Source organism: Nonomuraea guangzhouensis (assembly GCF_019396345.1).
In the GTDB taxonomy this organism is placed as follows: domain Bacteria; phylum Actinomycetota; class Actinomycetes; order Streptosporangiales; family Streptosporangiaceae; genus Nonomuraea; species Nonomuraea guangzhouensis.
In genome coordinates, this window is record NZ_JAHKRM010000008.1 from 76,252 (window position 1) to 97,132 (window position 20,881).

At 70.2% G+C, this 20,881-nt stretch carries 19 protein-coding genes; 10 read left to right on the forward strand and 9 right to left on the reverse strand.

Going from position 1 to position 20,881, the window contains the following annotated elements; genetic code table 11:
* The first annotated feature begins 68 nt into the window (after positions 1–68).
* Positions 69–1,250: a signal recognition particle-docking protein FtsY gene (gene ftsY, locus KME78_RS17565; RefSeq protein WP_219530154.1), complete on the forward strand. Its 1,182-nt coding sequence runs from the start codon at positions 69–71 to the stop codon at positions 1,248–1,250.
* Positions 1,251–1,486: 236 nt separating this feature from the next.
* Positions 1,487–3,160 carry a tetratricopeptide repeat protein gene (locus KME78_RS17570; protein ID WP_219530155.1) on the forward strand — a complete coding sequence of 558 codons (1,674 nt, stop codon included), beginning with the start codon at positions 1,487–1,489 and terminating at the stop codon, positions 3,158–3,160.
* A gap of 6 nt (positions 3,161–3,166) precedes the next feature.
* Here the strand turns inward: KME78_RS17570 and KME78_RS17575 are convergent, their stop codons facing one another.
* Genes KME78_RS17575 through KME78_RS17585 form a run of 3 tightly spaced genes read right to left on the reverse strand, consistent with a single transcriptional unit; the run spans position 3,167 to position 6,026 of the window.
* Entirely contained in the window at positions 3,167–3,949 is a 783-nt protein-coding gene (locus KME78_RS17575; protein ID WP_219530156.1) for an ABC transporter ATP-binding protein, read from the reverse strand.
* Positions 3,946–4,989: a FecCD family ABC transporter permease gene (locus KME78_RS17580; RefSeq protein WP_219530157.1), complete on the reverse strand. Its 1,044-nt coding sequence runs from the start codon at positions 4,987–4,989 to the stop codon at positions 3,946–3,948. The genes KME78_RS17575 and KME78_RS17580 overlap by 4 nt, the downstream gene beginning before the upstream one ends.
* Positions 4,989–6,026, reverse strand: coding sequence for a FecCD family ABC transporter permease (locus KME78_RS17585; protein WP_219530158.1), 1,038 nt, complete (start codon positions 6,024–6,026; stop codon positions 4,989–4,991). The genes KME78_RS17580 and KME78_RS17585 overlap by 1 nt, the downstream gene beginning before the upstream one ends.
* Before the next feature lie 99 nt (positions 6,027–6,125).
* Between KME78_RS17585 and KME78_RS17590 the strand changes: the two genes are divergently transcribed.
* Positions 6,126–7,088 carry an ABC transporter substrate-binding protein gene (locus KME78_RS17590; RefSeq protein WP_219530159.1) on the forward strand — a complete coding sequence of 321 codons (963 nt, stop codon included), beginning with the start codon at positions 6,126–6,128 and terminating at the stop codon, positions 7,086–7,088.
* A 4-nt stretch (positions 7,089–7,092) separates the two neighbouring features.
* Here the strand turns inward: KME78_RS17590 and KME78_RS17595 are convergent, their stop codons facing one another.
* Positions 7,093–8,169, reverse strand: coding sequence for a PLP-dependent cysteine synthase family protein (locus KME78_RS17595; protein WP_219530160.1), 1,077 nt, complete (start codon positions 8,167–8,169; stop codon positions 7,093–7,095).
* Positions 8,170–8,414: 245 nt separating this feature from the next.
* On the opposite strand from KME78_RS17595, the gene KME78_RS17600 reads away from it, so the two are divergent.
* Positions 8,415–8,999, forward strand: a complete 585-nt coding sequence (locus tag KME78_RS17600; RefSeq protein ID WP_214636970.1) for a sigma-70 family RNA polymerase sigma factor — start codon at positions 8,415–8,417, stop codon at positions 8,997–8,999.
* Here KME78_RS17600 and KME78_RS17605 read toward each other — a convergent pair.
* The gene (locus KME78_RS17605; protein ID WP_219530161.1) at positions 8,996–9,940 is read right to left on the reverse strand and encodes an anti-sigma factor RsbA family regulatory protein; all 945 of its coding nucleotides are present in this window, start codon (positions 9,938–9,940) and stop codon (positions 8,996–8,998) included. The two genes, KME78_RS17600 and KME78_RS17605, sit on opposite strands and share 4 nt — an antisense overlap.
* Positions 9,941–10,029: 89 nt before the next feature.
* Positions 10,030–10,863 (reverse strand): EamA family transporter, encoded by an 834-nt coding sequence (locus tag KME78_RS17610; RefSeq protein WP_219530162.1) that lies wholly within the window; start codon positions 10,861–10,863, stop codon positions 10,030–10,032.
* An 88-nt stretch (positions 10,864–10,951) separates the two neighbouring features.
* Here KME78_RS17610 and KME78_RS17615 point away from each other — a divergent pair, with 88 nt between their 5' ends.
* From KME78_RS17615 to KME78_RS17635, 5 genes are all read left to right on the forward strand, one after another.
* Complete coding sequence (locus KME78_RS17615; RefSeq protein ID WP_219530163.1) at positions 10,952–11,527, forward strand: helix-turn-helix domain-containing protein; 576 nt, start codon at positions 10,952–10,954, stop codon at positions 11,525–11,527.
* A gap of 120 nt (positions 11,528–11,647) precedes the next feature.
* A complete protein-coding gene (locus KME78_RS17620; RefSeq protein ID WP_219530164.1) occupies positions 11,648–11,953 on the forward strand; it encodes a hypothetical protein in 306 nt (101 codons plus the stop codon).
* A gap of 26 nt (positions 11,954–11,979) precedes the next feature.
* Positions 11,980–12,753 carry a polysaccharide deacetylase family protein gene (locus tag KME78_RS17625; RefSeq protein ID WP_219530165.1) on the forward strand — a complete coding sequence of 258 codons (774 nt, stop codon included), beginning with the start codon at positions 11,980–11,982 and terminating at the stop codon, positions 12,751–12,753.
* Positions 12,754–12,798: 45 nt separating this feature from the next.
* Positions 12,799–13,449 carry a DUF2461 domain-containing protein gene (locus KME78_RS17630; protein ID WP_219530166.1) on the forward strand — a complete coding sequence of 217 codons (651 nt, stop codon included), beginning with the start codon at positions 12,799–12,801 and terminating at the stop codon, positions 13,447–13,449.
* Positions 13,450–13,459: 10 nt separating this feature from the next.
* Positions 13,460–14,962: a DUF2079 domain-containing protein gene (locus KME78_RS17635; protein ID WP_219530167.1), complete on the forward strand. Its 1,503-nt coding sequence runs from the start codon at positions 13,460–13,462 to the stop codon at positions 14,960–14,962.
* On the opposite strand, the gene KME78_RS17640 is transcribed toward KME78_RS17635, so the two are convergent.
* The 3 genes from KME78_RS17640 to KME78_RS17650 all read right to left on the reverse strand — a co-directional run bounded on the left by KME78_RS17640 (position 14,925) and on the right by KME78_RS17650 (position 20,019).
* The gene (locus KME78_RS17640) at positions 14,925–17,459 is read right to left on the reverse strand and encodes a hypothetical protein (RefSeq protein ID WP_219530168.1); all 2,535 of its coding nucleotides are present in this window, start codon (positions 17,457–17,459) and stop codon (positions 14,925–14,927) included. The genes KME78_RS17635 and KME78_RS17640 overlap by 38 nt on opposite strands.
* 78 nt (positions 17,460–17,537) lie before the next feature.
* Positions 17,538–19,388 (reverse strand): translational GTPase TypA, encoded by a 1,851-nt coding sequence (gene typA / locus KME78_RS17645; protein ID WP_219530169.1) that lies wholly within the window; start codon positions 19,386–19,388, stop codon positions 17,538–17,540.
* A 58-nt stretch (positions 19,389–19,446) separates the two neighbouring features.
* Positions 19,447–20,019: a TetR/AcrR family transcriptional regulator gene (locus tag KME78_RS17650; RefSeq protein WP_219530170.1), complete on the reverse strand. Its 573-nt coding sequence runs from the start codon at positions 20,017–20,019 to the stop codon at positions 19,447–19,449.
* Between the two features lie 101 nt (positions 20,020–20,120).
* On the opposite strand from KME78_RS17650, the gene KME78_RS17655 reads away from it, so the two are divergent.
* Positions 20,121–20,864 (forward strand): AMP-binding protein, encoded by a 744-nt coding sequence (locus tag KME78_RS17655; protein ID WP_219530171.1) that lies wholly within the window; start codon positions 20,121–20,123, stop codon positions 20,862–20,864.
* Positions 20,865–20,881: the final 17 nt, after the last annotated feature.

Genomic DNA, 20,881 nt, shown 5'->3' on the forward strand with positions numbered 1-20,881 from the left:
GCCCGATGGGCCCCGACCGCGCGGCGCGGGTCATCAGCATGCCGGTCGATCTGGAAAACTGACCTGTTGTGGATGGTTATCTCGGCGTCATAGTGATCGTGGTCGTCGTCGCCTTGTTGGCGGCCGGTGGCCTTTTCCTGCTGTTCAGGCCGGGTGGCAAGGCTGCGCCGCCGGTCGAGCCGCCCAAGTCGCCCCAGACGCCCACGCTCCCCGAGCAGCGTCCGGCGCCCAGCGCGGAGGAGGGTGAGGGGGCGACCACCACGCTCCCGCCTCCGGCGCCACCCGCTGTCGTCGTGCCCGAGATCGAGGTGCCGCCGCCGTCCGCCGGCCGGATGGTGCGGCTGCGTTCCCGGCTGGCCCGTTCGCAGAGCGCGCTCGGGCGCGGCCTGCTGGAGCTGCTGTCCCGCGACCGCCTCGACGACGACGTCTGGGACGAGATCGAGGAGAGCCTGATCACCGCGGACGTCGGCGTGGCGCCGACGCGCGCCATGGTCGAGGAGCTGCGCACGAAGGTCAAGGTCCTCGGCAGCCGCACCCCCGCGGAGGTGCGCGAGCTGCTCAGGGAGCAGCTGCTCACCCAGATCAACCCCGACCTGGACCGCACCCTGCACGTCCAGAAGCACGGCGAGCGGCCCGCCGTCGTGCTCGTCGTGGGCGTCAACGGCACCGGCAAGACCACCACCACGGGCAAGCTGGCCCGCTCGCTGGTCGGTGACGGCAAGAAGGTCGTGCTCGGCGCGGCGGACACCTTCCGGGCCGCGGCCACCGAACAGCTCCAGACCTGGGGCGACCGGGTCGGCGCCGACGTCGTACGCGGGCCCGAGGGCGGCGATCCGGCCTCGGTCGCCTTCGACGCCACGGCCAAGGGCATCGAGGAGAAGGTCGACGTCGTCATCATCGACACCGCCGGCCGCCTGCACACCAAGACCGGCCTCATGGACGAGCTGGGCAAGGTCAAGCGGGTCATCGAGAAGAAGGCCACGGTCGACGAGGTGCTGCTCGTCCTCGACGCCACCACCGGCCAGAACGGGATGCGGCAGGCCCAGGTGTTCGCCGAGGTGGTCAACATCACCGGCATCGCTCTGACCAAGCTCGACGGCACGGCCAAGGGCGGCATCGTCATCTCGGTCCAGCGTGAGCTGGGGGTGCCGGTCAAGCTCGCGGGGCTGGGAGAAGGCCCCGACGACCTGGCGCCATTCGATCCGGAGGTGTTCGTCGACGCGATTCTCGGCGACGAAAACGCAAAATGAAATGGAAATGTGGCTTACCGGGGAATGGGTTGTCGTTTGACCGAGGCCGTGTTGATATTGAGCGGTCCTCAGCTATAGATCGAAATGAGCACCCATGAAGAAGGTAGTCGTCCACAGACCCGGGACCGTCAAACTGACCGGCGCCGCGACGCCGAAGCACGCCGCCTGATCTGTCATCGGGCTGGGCCGGTGTCTGGGTGGAGACTCCGGCCTCGGCGGGTGATCCGGGGACGACTTTGACAGAGATCACACTTGACGCCGATCGCCGGCGCAATGGTCCCTACACGCTCGCGGCCGATCTCCTCGGCCTCCTGGTCCCGCAGGCGGCGCCGGAGCTGGTCGCGGCACACGACATCGAGATCCTCGCGGCGGCTCCCGGTTTGCGTGCCTCGGTCCCGGCCGGCCGCGTCTCGCCGGTGGACCGGCTGCCGCAGGACGAGCGCATCCTGGTGCCGGGCCGGCTGCGTACGCTCCGGCTGGCCAACGGGCTCGCCGAGTTCGTCCGCGACCACCTGAGAGTCCGTGGTCCCCTGGCCGTGCGGGTGACGAACACGCATGAAGCGGACCCGACGGACACCGAGCTGGTGGCCGTACTCCGTCGCAGGGTGCCCGCCGAACTGCTCACGATCACCCTCGAGGACCCCGCGTTCGTGGTGCCGGGCCCGGGCGGGGTGCCCGTACGAGAGGCGGATCTCGACCGTTACCGCGACGAGGGGTTTCATCACGCCATGGCCGAGGCCGGTGCGGCGCTGCTGCCCACGCTGGCCGAGGATGGCGAGGAGTGGTGGCGGCTGCTGCACCGCACGACCACCGCGCTGGCCGCCCTCGACCGGGAGGATGAGGCCCGCGCGCTGCTCGATCATGCCAGGCGGGTGAGCGCGCACCCGAAACACCGCGCCACCGCCGCCTACGCGACCGCGATGCTGCTGGTCAGGCACCACGACCCGGGCGAACGCGACCCGGAGGCGGCGATGGCCTGGATCAACGAGGCGGTCGCCCTGACCTCGCTGCTGCCCGACCGCCGCGAGCGCGCCTTCCACCTGGGCTTCGACCTCAACGGCAAGGCGCTCATCGAGGTACGCAGGGGCAACACCGAGGTCGCGCTGCGGCTCGTCCAGCAGGCCATCGAGCTGGCCGAACGCGACCTCGCGCCCGGCAGGCACCCGGTGCACAAGGCCGTCCTGCGCGCCAACCGCGCCCAGCTGACCGCCCTGCTGGGTGATGCCGAAGGGGCGCTGGCCGACCTCGACGCGGTCGTCGCGGCCGATCCCGGATATCCCGATCCCTACCTCGACCGGGGCAATCTGCTGCACCGGCTCGGCCGCCTGGAGGAGGCGCTGGCCGACTACGAGACGGCCATGCGGGTGGGGCCGCCCTTCCCCGAGCCGTACTACAACCGTTCGGAGATCCGCTATGCCCGGGGAGACCTCGCGGGCGCGCTGGCCGACCTCGACCACGCGATCGAGCTCGATCCCGGCTTCACCGACGCCTACGTCAACAGGGCCGGGCTGCTGGTGGCGCTGGACGAGCTGGACAGGGCCCGGGCCGACGCCGAGCGCGACCTGGACAACCCGTACCTGCTGTGCGTGCTCGGCCAGGTCGAGGCCGCGCAGGGGAAGCGGGTGAAGGCCCGCAAGGCGTATGACTCGGCGCTGCGCCGCGACCCCCGGCTGGCGGCGGTCTGGGCCGGGCGCGGGGCGCTGGCGTTCGAGGAGGGCGACCACGAGACGTCCATCGCGGACCTCACCCGGGCGATCGAGCTGGAGGAGAGCGCGGAGGCCCTGTTCAACCGGTCGCTCGCGCTGCGCATGACCGGGCGTGCCGAGCGGGCGCGGGCGGACCTGCGGCGGGCGCGCGAGCTGGCCCCGGACGATGAGGAGGTACGGCGGGCGCTGGCCGAACTCGGCTGATCCCCGTCAGCGGTGGGTGCCGATGGGGATGACGAGCGGGGTGCCCGCCACCGGGTCGGTGATGATCTTGGCGTCCAGTTCGAACACCTCTCGCATCAGCTCCTCCGTCAGCACCTCGTGCGGGTCGCCGGCGGCCACCACCCGGCCGTCCCGCATGGCCACCAGCCGGTCGGCGTAGCGGGCCGCCAGGTTGAGGTCGTGCAGCACCATGACGATGGTCCGGCTCGCCTCCCGGTGCAGCTGCCGTACCAGCTCCAAAACCTCCACCTGGTGCGCGAGGTCCAGGAACGTGGTCGGCTCGTCGAGCAGCAGCAGGTCGGTGCCCTGGGCCAGCGCCATGGAGATCCAGGCCCGCTGCCGCTGCCCGCCCGAGAGCTCGTCCAGGGGACGTTCGGCCAGGTCCGCCAGACCGGTCATGGCCAGTGCCTCGCCCACGGCCGCCTCGTCGTCCGACGACCACTGCCGGTACCAGGTCTGGTGCGGGTGCCTGCCCCTGGCGACCAGGTCGGCGACCGTCAGGCCCTCCGGCGCGGTGGGCGCCTGCGGCAGCACGCCGAGGATCTTGGCCACCTCGCGGGTGGGGATCCGGTCGATGCGCTTGCCGTCGAGCAGCACCTCGCCGCCTTGCGGCCGGAGCAGGCGGCCGAGGGCGCGCAGCAGGGTGGACTTGCCGCAGCCGTTCGGGCCGATGATCGTGGTGACCGTGCCGGCCTCGATGCCGAGGTCGAGGCCGTCCACGATGGTGCGGTCCCCGTACCCGAGCTTGACGTCGACGGCCTGGAGCCTCATTTGCGCGCCTTCCAGATCAAGTGGATGAGGTACGGGGCGCCGAGGACCGCGGTCACGACGCCGACGGGGAGTTCGATGGGGGAGAAGACGGTGCGTGCGATCAGGTCGGCGACGGCGGTCAGCACGGCGCCGACCATCGCCGACGACAGCAGCGGCGGCTGGCCGGAGCGGGTGAGCCGGAGCGCGATCTGCGGCGCCGCCAGCGCGACGAACGCGATCGGGCCCGCCGAGGCCGTCGCCACGGCGGCGAGGAGCACCGCGGCGAGGATCATCAGCGCCCGCGCCGGGTTCATCCGCACGCCGAGCGCGGTGACCGTGTCGTCGCCGAAGCGCAGCGCGTCGAGCGAGCGGGTGCCGAGCAGCGTCAGCGGCACGAGTACGGCCAGCGCCAGCGCCACGGGCACCACGTGCTCCCAGCCCCGGCCGTTGAGCGAGCCGCTGATCCAGACCATGGCCCGGCCGGTGTCGTTCACGTCGCCGACGGTCAGCAGCCAGTACTTGACGTTGGTGAACACGGCGGCCACGCCGATGCCGACCAGGACCAGCCGGTAGCCGTCGAGCCCGCGCCGCCAGGCCAGCGCGTACACGATCGCGGCGCCCCCCAGGCCGCCGAGCAGGGCCAGGACGGGGATGCCGAGGGTCGAGAGCAGCCCGCTGGCTCCGCCGACGGCGCTGCCGCTGGCCACCACGCCGGCCACGACCGTGACGGAGGCGCCGGTGGTGACGCCGAGGATCTCGGGGCTGGCCAGCGGGTTGCGCGCGATGGACTGGATGATCGCGCCGGACAGCGCCAGCGCCGCGCCCACCAGGGCGCCGGTCAGCGCGCGCGGCAGGCGGAGCTCCATGATCACGAAGTGGTTGGCGCTGTTGACGTCGAACGTGCCGGCCAGCACCTCGGCCACGGTCATCCGGATGTCGCCGATGCGCATGTTCAGGACCATGAGCAGGGCGAGGAGCGCCAGGCCGCCGAGGGTCACGGCGACGCCGCGCAGCCGTACCTGCCAGGACAGGCCCGCCACCCGCAGCGGGAACGTCGTCATCACAGTCGCACCGGCTTCCTGCGGCGGACCAGGACGACGAAGAAGGGGGCGCCGAGCAGCGCGAGCACCACACCGACCTCCAGCTCGCCCGGCGGGGCGACGACGCGGCCGATCACGTCGGCGAGCAGCAGCAGCGCCGCGCCGATCAGCCCGGAGTAGGGCAGCAGCCACCGGTGGTCGGTGCCGGACAGCGGGCGGGCCAGGTGCGGCACGATCAGCCCGACGAACGCGAGCGACCCGCAGGCGGCGACCGAGGCGCCGGAGAGCAGGGTGACGGCGGTGACGCCGATGGTCCGGGTGAGCGCGATGTTCTGGCCCAGGCTGCGGGCGACGTCCTCGCCGAGGGACAGCGCGTTCAGCCCCGGGGCGTTGACCATCGCCAGCAGCAGCCCGGCCAGGATGAACGGCAGCACCTGCCAGACCACGTCGGGGCCGCGGCCGGCGATGGAGCCGGCCTGCCAGAACCTGAACACGTCCATCGCCTGCTCGTCCAGGAGCACGATGGCCGAGGTCAGCGCGTACAGGAAGGCGCTCACGGCGGTGCCCGCCAGGGCGAGCGTGACCGGCGTCGGACCGCCGCGCCCGCCGACCATGCCGAGCGCGAACACGCCGACGCTGGCGATCAGGGCACCGGCCAGGCCGAACCAGATGTAGGCGAGCAGGCTGGAGGCGCCCAGCAGGATGATCGAGGCCACCATCGCGAACGCCGCGCCCTGCGTGACGCCGAGCAGGCCGGGGTCGGCGAGCGGGTTGCGGGTGTGGCCCTGCATGAGCGCGCCCGCGACGCCCAGTGCTAATCCGGCGAGCACACCGAGGACGGTCCTGGGGATCCGCAGCGAGCGGATGACGATGTCGTTCTCGGTGCCGCTCGGGGCGGTGAGCGCGTGCCAGGCGTCGGCCGGCGGCACGGACTTGGCGCCGATCGTGATGCTCAGCACCACGCCGATCAGGACGGCCCCGAGCAGAACCAGGAGGACGGAGAGCCGCCGCTGCTGAACACCGTGCGGGCGCGGCGTCACAGCCGTAGCGGTGGTCACGCGGTCCTCCCTGCTTGTTGCTCGACCCTGGTGAAGTATGCCAGGTTAGGCAGGCCTAACCTAATTTAGGGTTACCTAAGGTTCATGGAAAGGGATCGGATGAGACCGTTGCGCGCCCTGGTGGGTGCCGTCCTCGTGGCGGTGCTCGCCGCCTGTGGTTCGACGCCCGTCGCGCAGAAGCTGACGGAACCGTTTCGGATCATCAAGCACGCGATGGGCGAGACCACGATCCCGGCCCAGCCCAAGCGGGTGGTGGCCTTGGACCAGAGCTTCGTCGACGCGGTGCTGACGCTGCGCACGCCGGTGGTCGGCTACACCACCTACCGGTCCATCGACTCGAAGCTGCCAGATTACCTGGGCTCCGTCGCCGCCGAGTACGGCAAGGAGGCCACCCCGGTCGGCACCCTGGAGCAGCCCAGCCTGGAGAAGATCATGGCGCTCAAGCCCGATCTCATCGTCTCGGCCAAGGTCCGCCACGAAGCCCTCTACGACAAGCTGTCCAAGATCGCCCCGACCGTCTTCAGCGAGACCACCGGCGCCATCTGGAAGGACAACGTCCGGCTCATGGGCCAGGCCCTGGGCAAGGAGCAGCTCGCCGACACCACGATCAAGTCGTACGAGGAGCGGGCCGCGAAGATCGGCGCCGCGATCAAGGCGAAGGACGGGAAGCTGCCGACCATCTCCGTCGTCAGGTTCGCCGGTGAGCCGACGGTCCGGCTGTACGTCGAGAAGTCCTACTCCGGCATCGTGCTGAAGGACATCGGCTTCCCGCGCCCGGAGGGCCAGCCCACCAAGCAGGACGCGATCGCGGTGGACGTGAGCCAGGAGCGCATCGGAGACCTGGACGCGGACCAGCTTTTTGTGGCGACATATGCGGACCCGTCGGCTGAGGCGCCCAAGGAGAAGTTCGTCGGCAATCCTCTGTGGGGGAAGCTCAAGGGAGTCAAGCGCGAGGTCAGCGATGTGACCTGGATGACCGCGGTCGGCATCCAGGGCGCTCACGCGATCCTCGACGACGTGGCGAAGTTCTTCGCCGTCGATGCCGCCAGGACCGTCTCCTGAGGGATCAGTCTGCTGAGAGGAATGTCCGCAGGTCTTCCAGGTGCGGGTCGAGGTCCAGGCCCTGGGCGGAGAGCCAGTCCCGGTCGCAGTAGGTGCCCCGGTAGCGCTCGCCCCCGTCGCAGATCAGGGTGACGACGCTGCCCTGGACGCCGGCCGCGCGCATCTCGCGGATCAGGTCCACGCAGGCGGCCATGTTCGTGCCGGTGGAGCCGCCCACGTCGCGGCCCGTCACCTCGCGGACCCAGTGCATGGCGGCGATCGACCGGGCATCCGGTACGGCGATCATGCGGTCGATGACCATCGGCTGGAACGAGGGCTCCACCCTCGGCCGGCCGATGCCCTCGATGCGGGAGCCCCGGGCGGTGACGGAGGTGTCGCCCGACACCCAGCTCGGGTAGAAGGCTGAGCCCTCCGGGTCGGCCACCGCCAGGCGCGTGGGGTGGCGGCGGTAACGGATGTAGCGGCCGATCGTCGAGGAGGTGCCGCCCGTGCCCGCGCCCACCACGATCCAGGTGGGCTCCGGGTGGGGTTCCATGGCCATCTGGGCGTAGATGGACTCGGCGATGTTGTTGTTGCCCCGCCAGTCCGTGGCCCGCTCGGCATAGGTGAACTGGTCCATGAAGTGGCCGTTCGTCTCGGCCGCCAGGCGCCGGGACTCGTCATAGATGGTGCCCGGGTCGTCGACCAGATGGCACTTGCCGCCGTAGAACTCGATCAGCGCGATCTTCTCCGGTGAGGTGGAGGCGGGCATCACCGCGATGAAGGCCAGACCGAGGAGCCGGGCGAAGTATGCCTCGCTGACCGCCGTCGAGCCGCTCGACGCCTCGACGACCGTGGTGGCCGGGCCGATCCAGCCGTTGGCCAGGCCGTACAGGAAAAGAGATCGGGCGAGTCGGTGTTTGAGTGAACCGGTGGGGTGGACTGACTCGTCTTTCAAGTAGAGGTTTACTCCCCAATGCGAGGGAAGCGGGAAGACATGGAGATGCGTATCGCAGCTCCGGTTGGCGTCGGCTTCGACCCTACGGATGGCCTCCGTCACCCAGAGTCGTTCCTCCATGTCATGACGGTCCACAAAAATCATCCCTATACGCTATCCCATGTGACTCTGACCACATTAATCGTGATATTGGGGGTATAGTGTTATGCTAATGAGACTGGTCCGGCCGTGGACTTGATGACGCATGCCGCGAGCCTGTGGACCTTTCACCTCCCTGACCTGGCGGAACCGTTAACGCAGTCCTTACGTAGGGTTTGCGAAACTGGTACCAAGGTCAGCGGCTTGGCCGAGATGGGGGATAGATCGCAAGGGGGAATGATTTGATCACCATGACCGATGAGCAGCGACAAGACTGGTTCGAGCGCGATGTCGTGCCCGTGACGTCGCAGCTGTTCGCCTCCGCCATGCGTCTGACCCGTAACTCCGCCGACGCAGAGGACCTGGTCCAGGAGACCGTGGCCAAGGCGTATACCTCGTATCACCAGTTCCGCGAGGGCACCAACCTCAAGGCTTGGCTCCACCGGATCCTCACCAACAACTTCATCAACGACTATCGCAAGAAGCAGCGCTCGCCGAAGCTGGCGGCCGCCGAGGAGATCGAGGACTGGCAGCTGCACGCCGCCGAGTCCCACAGCTCGACCGGCCTGAAGTCGGCCGAGACCGAGGCGATCGAACGGCTGCCCGACAACGTCGTGATGAACGCGCTGCGCTCCCTGCCGGAGGACTTCCGCGTCGCCGTCTACCTGGCCGACGTCGAGGGGTTCGCCTACAAGGAGATCGCCGAGCGCATGGGCACGCCGATCGGCACGGTCATGTCCCGGTTGCACCGGGGCCGCCGTCAGCTGCGCGGCATGCTCGAGGGCTATGCCCGCGAAGAGGGCGCGGTACGCGTCCCGGCGCAGAGCGCTGCCTAGCCGTCCAACCCCATATGGAGCCGCACGCGGAGTGTTCCGTCCTCAGCCCGTAGGTCGACGAAGTCGCAGAGCTGACGGCTGATCCAGAGCCCGTATCCTCGAGAGGATTCGGGCTCTGGTGGTATGTAGCCCGGCAAGGGGTCATCGAGCGCGCCGCCCGGGTCGGCGATCTCGCAGACCATCTCCCCTCCGCTCACCCACATCCTGATCAGGCCGTGGCCGGCGCCGTGCTCGACGCTGTTCGCGGCGATCTCGGAGACGCTGAGCACCAGGGAGCCGATGAGGTTGACGTCCATCCCCGCGGCGCTGGCGTAGTCGCGGACCCGGTGCCTGAGCCCCTTGATCTGCTGCGCGGTGAAGGTCACCGTCGCCACCTGGCCGCTCGGCGCGGGCAGCGGTGCCAGGTCGCCGTTCAGCACCAGCTCGTGCGGCTGGACGAAGTCCGGGCTGGCCGTCTCGCCGCCGGCCCCGAGCAGCAGGGGGTGAATCACCGGCTGATACTCCAGCACCGGCGCCGGGACCGTCCGTGGGTCGTAGAGGCACAGGACGACGGCCCTGGCGTCCTCCAAGGCGGCGTTCAGCACCGACTCGTAGCGGATCCACTCGCGTATCTCGCGCTCGCTGCGGTCGGGCCAGGTGGCCTCGCCGACGACGAGCGTGCGCCGTCCCCGGGTGTACTCGTGGTAGGCGGCCAGCGTGCGGTGCGGGTGGTGGTACCAGGTGCGGGAGTCCCTGCGGTCGATCTGCCCGGCCTCGTCGCCGAGCGCCTCTTCGAGCAGCCGGAGCCTGCCGGCCGAGGTCACCACGAGGACCCGCCTGTCGTCGGCGAGCGCCGCGCGCACGCGGGGCACGATCAGTGCGAGAAAGGCGTCATCCGAGTCGTACGGCACCGCGACGTGCTTGAACGGCTCGGGGGCTGGAGGTGCCCGATCGGGGCGCACGGCCGAAACGTAACAATTGCTTGCAATCTACGCAACGGCTGCGAGCGCCCCCGCGCCCGACGGTGGAATCGGCGCGCCAACCGGCCGCGTCAGGCGACGGCGATGAGCGCGACCGCGCCGAGCGCGCACGCGACGCCCGCCACCTGGATCGTGTGCAGCCGCTCCCCGAGCACCCGCCTGGCCAGCAGCAGCGTGCTCGCCGGGTAGAGGGACACCAGCACCGCCACCAGGCTCAGCAGGCCCTCCTGCTTGGCCAGCAGGTACAGCACGTTGGCCAGCATGTCGAGCACGCCCGCCGCAACGATGATGTGCAGCGACCCCCCGCCCGGCTTGAGCGTGCGCCGCGTCGCCACCGCGAGGAGCACCACCAGCGCCACCGAGGAGAGCCTGGCCCCCACCAGGGGCCACAGCCCGCCCTCGACGGGAGCCAGGGCGAGCAGGATGAAGAAGCCGCCGAACCCGGCCCCAGCGGCCAGGGCGATGAGCACCGAACCCGCCGAGCCGCCCTTCCCGTCGGAGCTGCCCTGGCTGACCAGGAGTACGGCACCGAGGGCCAGGGCCACCCCGACCAGCGCCACGGGCTGGGGGCGCTCGCCGGTCGCCAGACCGTACATGACGGGGAGCGCCGCCGAGGTGACCGCGGTCGTGGGCGCCACCACCGACATGACGCCGGTGGCGAGCGCCCGGTAGAAGAGCACCAGCCCGGTGGCACCCGCCACGCCCGCGCCCAGCCCCCAGAGCATCGCCCCGGCACTGAGCCGGCCGGGGAGCAGGGGGAGCAGGGCGAGGATCACGCCCAGGCCGGCGAGCTGCGACAGCGCCACGACCGAGAACACGCGCGATCGCCGGGTGGCCAGGCCGCCGAAGAAGTCAGCCGTCCCGTACACCATCGCGCAGGCCGTCGCGAGGATCACCGCAGTCACATTCCACCGTCCAGTCCATCAGAGTGAACTCCTAGTACAACACAATAGGTGCAATACACTGCAAATCAAATTCACTAGACTGCACCGCATGGAGGATCCGGAGACGATCACGCAGGCCATCGCCAACAACGTGCGCGCCCAGCGCGCGCACCGCGGGCTCACGCTCGACGCGCTGGCCGCCAGGTCGGGAGTGAGCAGGGGCATGCTGGTCCAGGTCGAGCAGGGCCGGACCAACCCCAGTGTGTCCACGCTCACCCGGATCGCCTCCGCGCTCGGCGTGACCGTGGCCAGGCTCGTGGAGGTCTCCGACGTGCCGGTGGTGCGGATCGTCGACAAGGCGGACGTGGTCACCTTCGACCAGGGCGAGGTGCAGGCGAAGCTGCTCGTCGGGGCCGACGCGCCGATGATCCTCGAACTGTGGGACTGGCGGCTGGGGCCCGGCCAGCACCACGACGGCGACGCCCACCCGCCGGGCACCCGCGAGATGCTGACCGTCCTGGCGGGCGAGCTGACGCTCACGGTGTACGGCAGGAGCTACGTGGTCAAGACCGACGCCGCCGTGCTCTTCACCGCGGACAGACCCCATCGCTACGCCAACCAGGGGCAGGAGGAGCTCCGGCTGGTCATGGTCGTGGCCGAGCCCCGAGAGGCGCCCGACCAATAACGCCGAACGCCCTCCGGATCACCTTCTGGAGTTTCATGATTACTCCATGTCCTTGACGGCTGAGGCCGGATGGTGGGTACATCCCGGTGTGTGCGACGAAACGTCAGCTGGGGGTGGCGCGTGACCGAGGGGCGCACGGCGACGGAGAAGCTTCACGCGGAGCTGCACGGCCTCGGTGTCACCAGCGCCTACGAGATAGGCGACGACGCCACCGTCGCGGTGTGGATCGGCCTGGTCGTGCACTACAGGGACGGGTTTTACCGCTGGCAGGAAGGGGCGGTGCGACGTCGGCATTTGGGTACGGATCCGGTCGGTTGCGCTATACGCGTGGCGCGTCGCTACACCGAACTCCAGGCGGATATCCCACTGTGGTGGGACGACCTGGCCAAGGAGTTGCGGGGGAATCCGGCGCAGGAATATCCGTAACCCCGCCGGACGCTCTCGGGGGCGGCATGCGGGCCTGGGCTCTGTCGCTGGCACTGCTGATCATGGCGGGATGCGGCACCCAGCCGGTGATCCATCCTCAGCTGGCTCGCCCCCCGGCGCCCATCGACCCCAAGTCGCTGGCCAAGCGGCTGGCGGCCATGCAGCCCGGCTGGCCGGTCGCCCGCAGGGTCGACTGCAGGCACCAGAAGTGCGTCGCGCTCACCTTCGACGACGGGCCCGGCCCCTACACCGGCAAGCTGCTCGACCTGCTGCGCGCCCGGCAGGTCAGGGCCACGTTCTTCGTCCTGGGGCAGATGGTCGCCGCCGACCGGGGCGGCCACCTGGTGCGCCGCATCGTGGCCGACGGGCATGAGCTCGGCAACCACTCGTGGAACCATCCGCCGCTCACCGGATTGGCGGACCGGAGGCTGCGCTTCCAGCTGAAGCAGACGAACGAGCTGGTGGAGCGGGTGACCGGGGTCCGCATGCGGATGATGCGCCCGCCGTACGGCGCGACGAACCGCCGGGTGGCCGACGAAGCGGGGCGCGAGGGGCTGGCGCAGATCCTGTGGAGCATCGACACCCTGGACTGGCACGACCCGGTGCCCGCCATCGTGGCCAGGCGGGCGAGCAGGGCGCGGGCGGGGGCGATCGTGCTGATGCACGACGTCCACCGGACCACCGTCCAGGCCGTCCCGACCCTGCTCAATGTGCTGGAGAAGAAGGGCTGCACGCCGGTGACCATCTCGGAGCTGTACGGCAGGACGCCCCAACCGGGCCGGACGTACATGGGCCGATGAACGGTCCCGCGTAAACCGTCGTCCGGCCGTGGCACTCTTGAGTGCATGGGGTTCACCGGTTTTCCCGACGAGGCTTTCCTGTTCTACGAGGGCCTTGAGGCGGACAACAGCAAGACGTACTTCACCCGGCACAAGCACCTCTACGAGGAGGCGGTGCGGGCGCCGATGCTCGCCCTCACCGGTGAGCTGGCCGCCGAGTTCGGGGAGGCCCAGCTGTTCCGCCCCTACCGCGACGTCCGCTTCGCCAAGGACAAGTCGCCCTACAAGACCCACCAGGGCGCCTTCGTGGATCTCACGCCCGGCATCGGCCTCTACGTCCAGCTCGGCGCCGACGGCGTCTACGTGGCCGGCGGCATCTACACCCAGGCGTCCGACCAGGTGGCCCGCTACCGCGCCGCGGTCGACGAGGACCTCACGGGCAAGCCGCTGGCGGACATGGTGACGGCCCTGCTGGCCGAGGGCTACGTCATCGGCGGTGACCGGCTCAAGACCCGGCCGCGTGGCATTCCGGAGGACCATCCGCGCCTCGACCTGCTGCGCCACAGGTCCCTCTACGCGGGCCGCCAGTGGGAGCCCGAGCCGTGGGTGCACACCGCCGAGGTCCTCGGCCGCGTCCGCGACACCTGGCGTGCCTTCGGGCCCCTGGTGGACTGGCTCAGCGCCCACGTACGGGCCAGCGAGCAGCCCCGCCGCTGACCGCCCGACCATGGCAAGCGAACAGGCCGTGACGACCGTCACGGCGCCGGAGACCCCCGAGCCCGGCGGTCGGACGCGCCGCGACCGCGTCACGCTGGCGGCGATCACCGCCACGGCGGCCGCCCTCTACACCACCCTCTCCCTGACCCGGCTCGCGAACTTCAAGGCCGGTGCCTACGACCTGGTGATCTTCGACCAGGCCGTCCGCTCCTACGCGCAGTTCCGCCTGCCCATCGCCATCGTCAAGGGCGTCCACAACGGCTTCGGCCCCGACTTCTCCACCCTCGGCGATCACTGGTCGCCCATCCTGGCCCTCCTGGCCCCTCTGTACTGGCTGTTCGACGGCCCGAAGACGCTGCTGGTCGCCCAGGCGGTGCTGCTGGCCGCGGCGGCGATCCCGTTGTGGGTGTTCACCCGGCGGGCCCTCGGGCCGGGCGCCGCGCACCTGGTCGCCGTGGCCTACACGCTGTCGTGGCCCGTGGTGGAGACCGTGGCGTTCGACTTCCACGAGGCGGCGTTCGCGCCCCTGCTCACCGCCGTGCTGCTCGAACGCCGCCAGGCGGGCAAGCGCGTCGCCGTGATACTGGCCGCCCTGGCGCTGCTGTGCGTCAAGGAGGACATGGGGCTGCTGGTCGCGGGGTTCGGGACGGTCCTGCTCGCCCAGCGCGGCTGGCGCGTCCTGGGCGGCGCGTTCGTGGTGGGCGGGGCGGCCTACACATGGCTGGCCTCGCAGGTGCTCATCCCGCTGTTCGGGGGACGGGCGGACTACTACTGGGCGTACGGCGCGCTCGGGCCGAACATGGGGGGCGTCGCGCGCACCGCCCTGACCGATCCGCTGGCGGTGCTGGCCCAGCTCGGCAGCCCGCCGGTCAAGCTCGTCACACTGGCCCTGCTGCTCGGCGTCACGCTGATGGCGGCGCCGCTCTCACCGCTGCTGATCATGGCGGTTCCGCTGCTCGCAGAGAGGATGCTGGCCAGTTCGTTCCCCAATTGGTGGGTGCCGGGCTACCACTACAACGCCTTCATCGTGGTGGTGGTCTTCGCGGCGGGCGTCGACGGCGTCCAGCGGCTGCGTTCCCGCGGCGCCATCGGCGGGGACCGGCTGCCGCGGGTCTGGGCCTTGGGGGTGGCCGGCGTCGCCCTGGCCTCCGTGCCGTTCTTCTCCCTGGCCGGCCTCGCCGACCCCGGCTCCTACCAGCACGACGCCCGGGAGCGGGCCGCGGCCGCCGCCGTCGCCGTGGTGCCCGACGGGGTGCTCGTGGAGGCGGCCAACAACCTGGCGCCGGCCCTGTCCGGGCGGAGCAGGGTGCTGCTGTGGGACCGTACGCACCGTGGGGCCCCATGGATCGTGGCCGACGTGGGGCGGCGGATCTTCCCGTTCGCGAACGTGACCGAACAGCAGGACCGCGTCCGGTTCCTGGTCGGCAGCGGCTACCAGGTCCGGTTCTCCCAGAACGGCTACGTGGTCCTGGCGGCTACGGGGAGTCCGACGACGACACCTGGTCTCCCTTGAGGATGCGGTCCACGGTCTGGCCCGCCGCCGACGTCGCCGCCGTGGTGCCCGCCGCGATGACGACGGCCAGCAGCGGCGTGGCCAGGCTGCGTACGCTGCGGATGTTGCGCACCCGCGCCCACGGCTCCCCGGCCAGATGCATGATGCGCCACTCCCAGTACAACCCGAGCCCGATGCAGACCAGCGCCACCTCGCCCACCACGATGGCCGTGACCTGCACCTTGTCCGCCACCCCGACGTCCGGCTCGAACAGCGTCGGCAGGTACGCCGACAGCTCCGTGACCAACGCCGCCGCCATCAGGTGGAGCGCCTTGGTCATCGGCTGGGTGCCCCGGATACGCGGATAGAAATACCCGAACAGGAATCCGAAGGCGGGCAGGGTGAGCAGGTAACGGGAGTCGAACACGAAGCTGCTCAGGTCGGCCCCCGACGGCCAGCCGAACACGAGCACGAAAGGCGTGCTCAGCAGCAGGCTGATCACGAACGCGTGCACCCCGTTGTGCCAGGGCGTGCAGCCGGCGGCGGTGGCGAGGGCCGTCTCGGGGTGCCGCCCGTGCTCGTGCAGCGCGGCTTCCAGTTCGAGCCGCTGCGTGTCGAACTCGGCCATCGACAGCTCGCCGGCGCCCAGCTTGCCCCGGCCGATGCGATAGAGCTCCTGCTCGGAGATGAGCAGCAGCCGCTTGTGCAGGGCGGCCCTGACCAGTTGCCGGTGCTCCTCGGCGGAGGTGGGCTCGACGACGGCCGGGTGGGGGCGTACGAGCAGCCAGCGGGCCGTCACCCAGGCGGCGATCGAGGTGATCGACAGCTGGGGCAGCGCCACGTTGACGGCGGTGAACGTGGTGCTGCCCCGCGGGGTGAGATAGAGCACCATCAGGCAGACGATCACCGTGGCGTGCGTCGCCGGGTGGTCGAGCGCGGCCAGCGAGCCGCCGAGCCGCCTGAGCCGGAGCACCAGCAGCGCGAACGCCAGCAGCAACAGCCCGAGCACGCCGCGTACGAGCGGGTCGAGTGGCAGGATGCCGATCATCGGTAGGTTCGACGAGCTCGTCGAGGGCATGTCCCACGAGCCGGCGTCCAGCCACTCCGTCGGCCACCTCTGCACCAGCAGGCTCACGAGCAGCGCGCCCACGACCGCCGTGCGGGTCCACGTCTTGGTGGCCACCGCGATGGCGGCGATCGGGATCATCGCCCAGCCGAGGGCCAGCACCAGCCGGATGCTGTCCGGCGGGTACACCCCGGTCAGCAGCGCCCGGCCCCACAGCGCCAGCGCCAGCAGGCCGATCGCCGCCTCGGCCGCCAGCACCGCCAGCCGGACGATCACCACGCGGACCCCCAGGTCCACGCTGAACACCACCGCCGCCGCCGCGGCCGCCACGGCCGCGACCACGGCGCCGATGAGCAGTGTCTGGCCGGGCAACTGCTGATGCAGCCACGACCAGGACAGCATGCCGATGCCGACGAGGCAGCCGAGCCCGGTCACGACGAGCATGTCGCGGGTGGTCCACGGCGGGCTGGTCGGCAGGGCCCGGCTCGCGTGCCGCGCCGTGAGCGCCGGCACCGCGAGGAACAGGGCCACGTACGCCAGGGGCCGCCAGCTCGGCGCCAGGAGCGGGAGGAACACCAGGGGCGCGATCAGGACGAGCCCCAGGACGAGCTCACGGTTGTGCAGCCGGTTCCACCAGGCCATGCCGAGCGAGCGCGCCAGGAAGGCGACCAGCGCGATCGCGGTGAGCACGCCGAGCCCGGCCGTCCACGAGAAGTCGTTCTCCTCCATCGCGTCCGGGAACCCGTAGGAATCCTGGGCCAGCGTCACGCGCACCAGATACGACCCGACCCTGAACTGCAGGTGGTCCGGCTCCTCCAGGTCGGGCTTGATGCTTTCGGACTGGAGCACGGTCCAAGCGCCCGGCAGCAGGCTGACCGTGCGCTGCTGCACGAGGAGCGGCTTGGCGCTGGGCGCGTTGAAGTCGAGCGTCATCAGCGCGCCGGGCGCGAACTGGCGCAGCAACGTCACTTGGAACTCGGCCGTCGTCACCCCGGCCTTCGTGGTGAGGGTCGGCGCCGGCCGGGTGGTCGGGGCCAGCACGGTGCCGTCCACCTTGATCGCCCCGAACCCCTCGTCGGTGAACCGCCGGATCCCGTCGGGGAAGCTGCTGCCCTGCCGCAGCACTTCGACCAGCTTGTCGACCTCGTTCATGCGCAGCCGGTGCACGATGGTCACCTTGACCTGGCGCTGCCGCTCGTCGAGCCGGCCCTCGGGCACGGCGCGTAGATCACCCGGCCCGGCCCCGGCCACCTTGACCTCGGTCGTGGCCTGCCGGTCGTGATCTACGCGCGGCTCGTCGTTCGGGCCGAGCAACTCCCACGGATCGGGCACAGCGGGCTCCGCGGCCCGCGCGACCTGCGGCACGGGCCTGGCCGCCACCGTGCACCAGACAATCGCTCCCGCCGAGACCATCGCCAGCCCGAACGCGATGAACATCCGGAGCTTCCCCACAGAGTGGATGATTCACTCGCGGCGGGAGTTGTTCCATCCAGTCCGGTCACGGTGTGGTCACACCTGACGGTCAACCCATCAGGCGCGCTTGGCGCGAGCGGCGGAGCGGCCACGCGCGGAGGCGTCGAGGACCACCTTGCGGATGCGTACGTGCTCCGGGGTGATCTCCACGCACTCGTCCTCGCGGATGAACTCCAGGGCCTGCTCCAGGGACAGGTTGCGCGGCGGGATCACCTTCTCGGTCTCCTCGCTCGTGGAGGAGCGCATGTTGGTGAGCTTCTTCTCCTTGGTGATGTTGACGTCCATGTCGTCGGACCGGGAGTTCTCGCCGATGATCATGCCCTCGTAGACCTCGGTGGTCGGGGACACGAACAGCGTGCCCCGCTCCTGCAGGTTGAGCATGGCGAAGGCGGTCACGGGACCGGAGCGGTCGGCCACCAGGGAGCCGTTGTTGCGGGTGCGCAGCTCGCCGAACCACGGCTCGTAGGAGTCGAAGACGTGGTGCACCAGGCCGGTGCCGCGCGTCTCGGTGAGGAACTCGGTGCGGAAGCCGATCAGGCCGCGCGCCGGCACCACGAACTCCATCCGGATCCAGCCGGTGCCGTGGTTGGTCATGTGCTCCATGCGGCCCTTGCGGACGGCCAGGAGCTGCGTGATCGCGCCCAGGTATTCCTCCGGGCAGTCGACCGTGAGGCGCTCGACCGGCTCGTGCACCTTGCCGTCGATGGTCTTGGTGACCACCTGCGGCTTGCCGACGGTCAGCTCGTAGCCCTCACGGCGCATCTGCTCGACCAGGATGGCCAGCGCCAGCTCACCGCGGCCCTGCACCTCCCAGGCGTCGGGCCGGTCGGTGGGGAGCACGCGCAGCGACACGTTGCCGACGAGCTCCTTCTCCAGCCGGTCCTTGACCATGCGGGCGGTGACCTTGGAGCCCTTGGCCTTGCCGACCAGCGGCGAGGTGTTGGTGCCGATGGTCATCGAGATGGCGGGCTCGTCGACCGTGATGAGGGGCAGCGGACGCGGGTCCTCGGGGTCGGCCAGCGTCTCGCCGATCATGATCTCGGGGATGCCGGCGATCGCGATGATGTCGCCGGGGCCCGCCTCCTCGGCCGGCTTGCGCTCCAGGGCCTCGGTCATGAGCAGCTCGGTGATCTTGACCCGCTGGATCGTGCCGTCGGTACGGCACCAGGCCACCTGCTGGCCCTTGCGCAGCACACCCTGGTGGACCCGGCAGAGCGCGATGCGGCCCAGGTAGGAGGAGGCGTCGAGGTTGGTGACGTGGGCCTGCAGCGGGGCGCTGGGGTCGTAGGTGGGCGCCGGGATCGTCGACTTGATGATGTCGAAGAGCGGCTCCAGGTCCTCGGCGTCCGGCATGCCGCCGTCCTCGGGACGGTTCATGGAGGCGCGGCCCGCCTTGGCGGAGGCGTAGACGATCGGGAAGTCGATCTGCTCCTCGGTCGCGTCGAGGTCCATGAAGAGCTCGTAGACCTCGTCCACGACCTCCTTGATGCGCGCGTCGGGCCGGTCGACCTTGTTGATGCAGAGGATGACCGGCATCTTGGCGCCGAACGCCTTGCGCAGCACGAAGCGGGTCTGCGGCAGCGGCCCCTCCGACGCGTCGACCAGCAGCACGACACCGTCGACCATCGACAGGCCGCGCTCGACCTCGCCGCCGAAGTCGGCGTGGCCCGGGGTGTCGATGATGTTGAGGGTCATGCCGCCGTGACTTACGGCGGTGTTCTTCGCGAGAATGGTGATGCCCTTCTCGCGCTCGAGGTCGTTGGAGTCCATGACACGGTCGTCGACGTCCTGGTTGGCGCGGAACGCCCCGGACTGCCAGAGCATGGCATCGACCAGTGTGGTCTTGCCATGGTCGACGTGCGCGATGATCGCGATGTTCCGCAGGTCGTCGCGGCTGTTCAAAGGCATGATGACGTCTCGCTCTGTGATCGTGGGGGCGACCGCGCGAAGTCGCGGCGTTATAAGTCTAGTTGATCCCCTCTGATGGCAGGAGCGGGACGAGGTGACGCCTGGCGTAAGCACGGGTTTCGTCGTCGCTGTCCAGCGGTATCGCGCTGTCCGGAGTGAGCACGAACGACAGCGCGATGCGGATGAACATCTCGGCCACCGCCTCCGCGTCCGGGGTGTCGAGGTGGGCGGCGAGATACTCCCTGGCGACCGCGAGATAGGCGCCCGCCTCCAGCGTGAGGTGCGGCAGGATCAGCTCCGGCTCGGTCGCCAGCAGCCTGCTCAGCAGCGGATGCCCGCGCACCAGGCGCAGCGTGACCACGAACCCCTCCGTCACCCGGTCGGCCATGGTCGGCAGCGGCCCGACCGCCTGCTCGAACGCGCTCAGGAACCGGGCGAGCTCGCGCAGGATCACACCCTGGATGAGGTCGTTCTTCCGGGAGAAGCGGCGGTAGACGGTGATCCGCGACAGGCCCGCCTGCCTGGCCACGTCGTCGACGGTCAGACGGCGCAGGCCATGCTCCAGCATCCGCGCGTAGGCCGCGTCGAGGATGCGCTCCGTGGAGGTCGCCTCGGTGGAGTCGTCCCGCATGGATCAAGACTATGGGCGGGTTCTCCCGGGCGCCGTACGTACATAGCGGGTTGCACAATTCTGCGCATGTCCCTGTGCGCCCGGATGCCTACATTGGCGGCATGACCTGGACAGAGCTGGTGCTGGGCGCCTCTCCCGTACAGGGCGAGCAGCCCGCGGTGAGCGACGTCAGAACCGGAGAGGTGCTGTCGTACTCCGCGTTCGCGCGGAAGGTCACGCACGCGGCGGCGGGGCTGCGCCGTCACGGTCTCCGCTACGGCGACCGCGTGATCGTCGACATGCCGCTCGGTGCGGGGTTCGCCGTCGCGGTGCACTCGGTCGCCTGGTCCGGCGGGGTGGCGGTGCTCGGCGCCACCGGCACGGCCCGCATGATGATCGCCCAGCGCGACTACGACCCGCTCGCGGTGGACGTGCAGAAGGTCTTCACCTTCGAGCCGACGCCGGGGGAGCTCTCGTTCGGCGATCTGCTGGGTGAGCGTACGGTCGAGTTCGGCCCGCTGGCCGGCCCCGCGCTGAGCGTCGACGGCGAACACGTCTACGACCACGACGAGCTGGCGACGGACCTGCGCAAGCTGTCGTCGCGGGTGCTGGTCAGGCAGGACGACGTCGTGCTCGCGGCGGTCAGCGATCCGCTCAAAGGACTGCGGGTGCTCGACCTGGCGCTGATGTCGGGCGCCCATGTGATCATCGCGCACGAGCCGAGTCTGATCGGCTGCCGCGTGCTCGCCCACGAGCACGACGCCACCCTTGTGATCGCGCCGAACGAGGTGGTCAGGCGCCTGCTCGGTGATCCAACGTTGCGGGTTGTGGACGAAAGGGCCGTCGTCAGCTCGCTCACCCGGTGAAATCTGCGACACTGTGG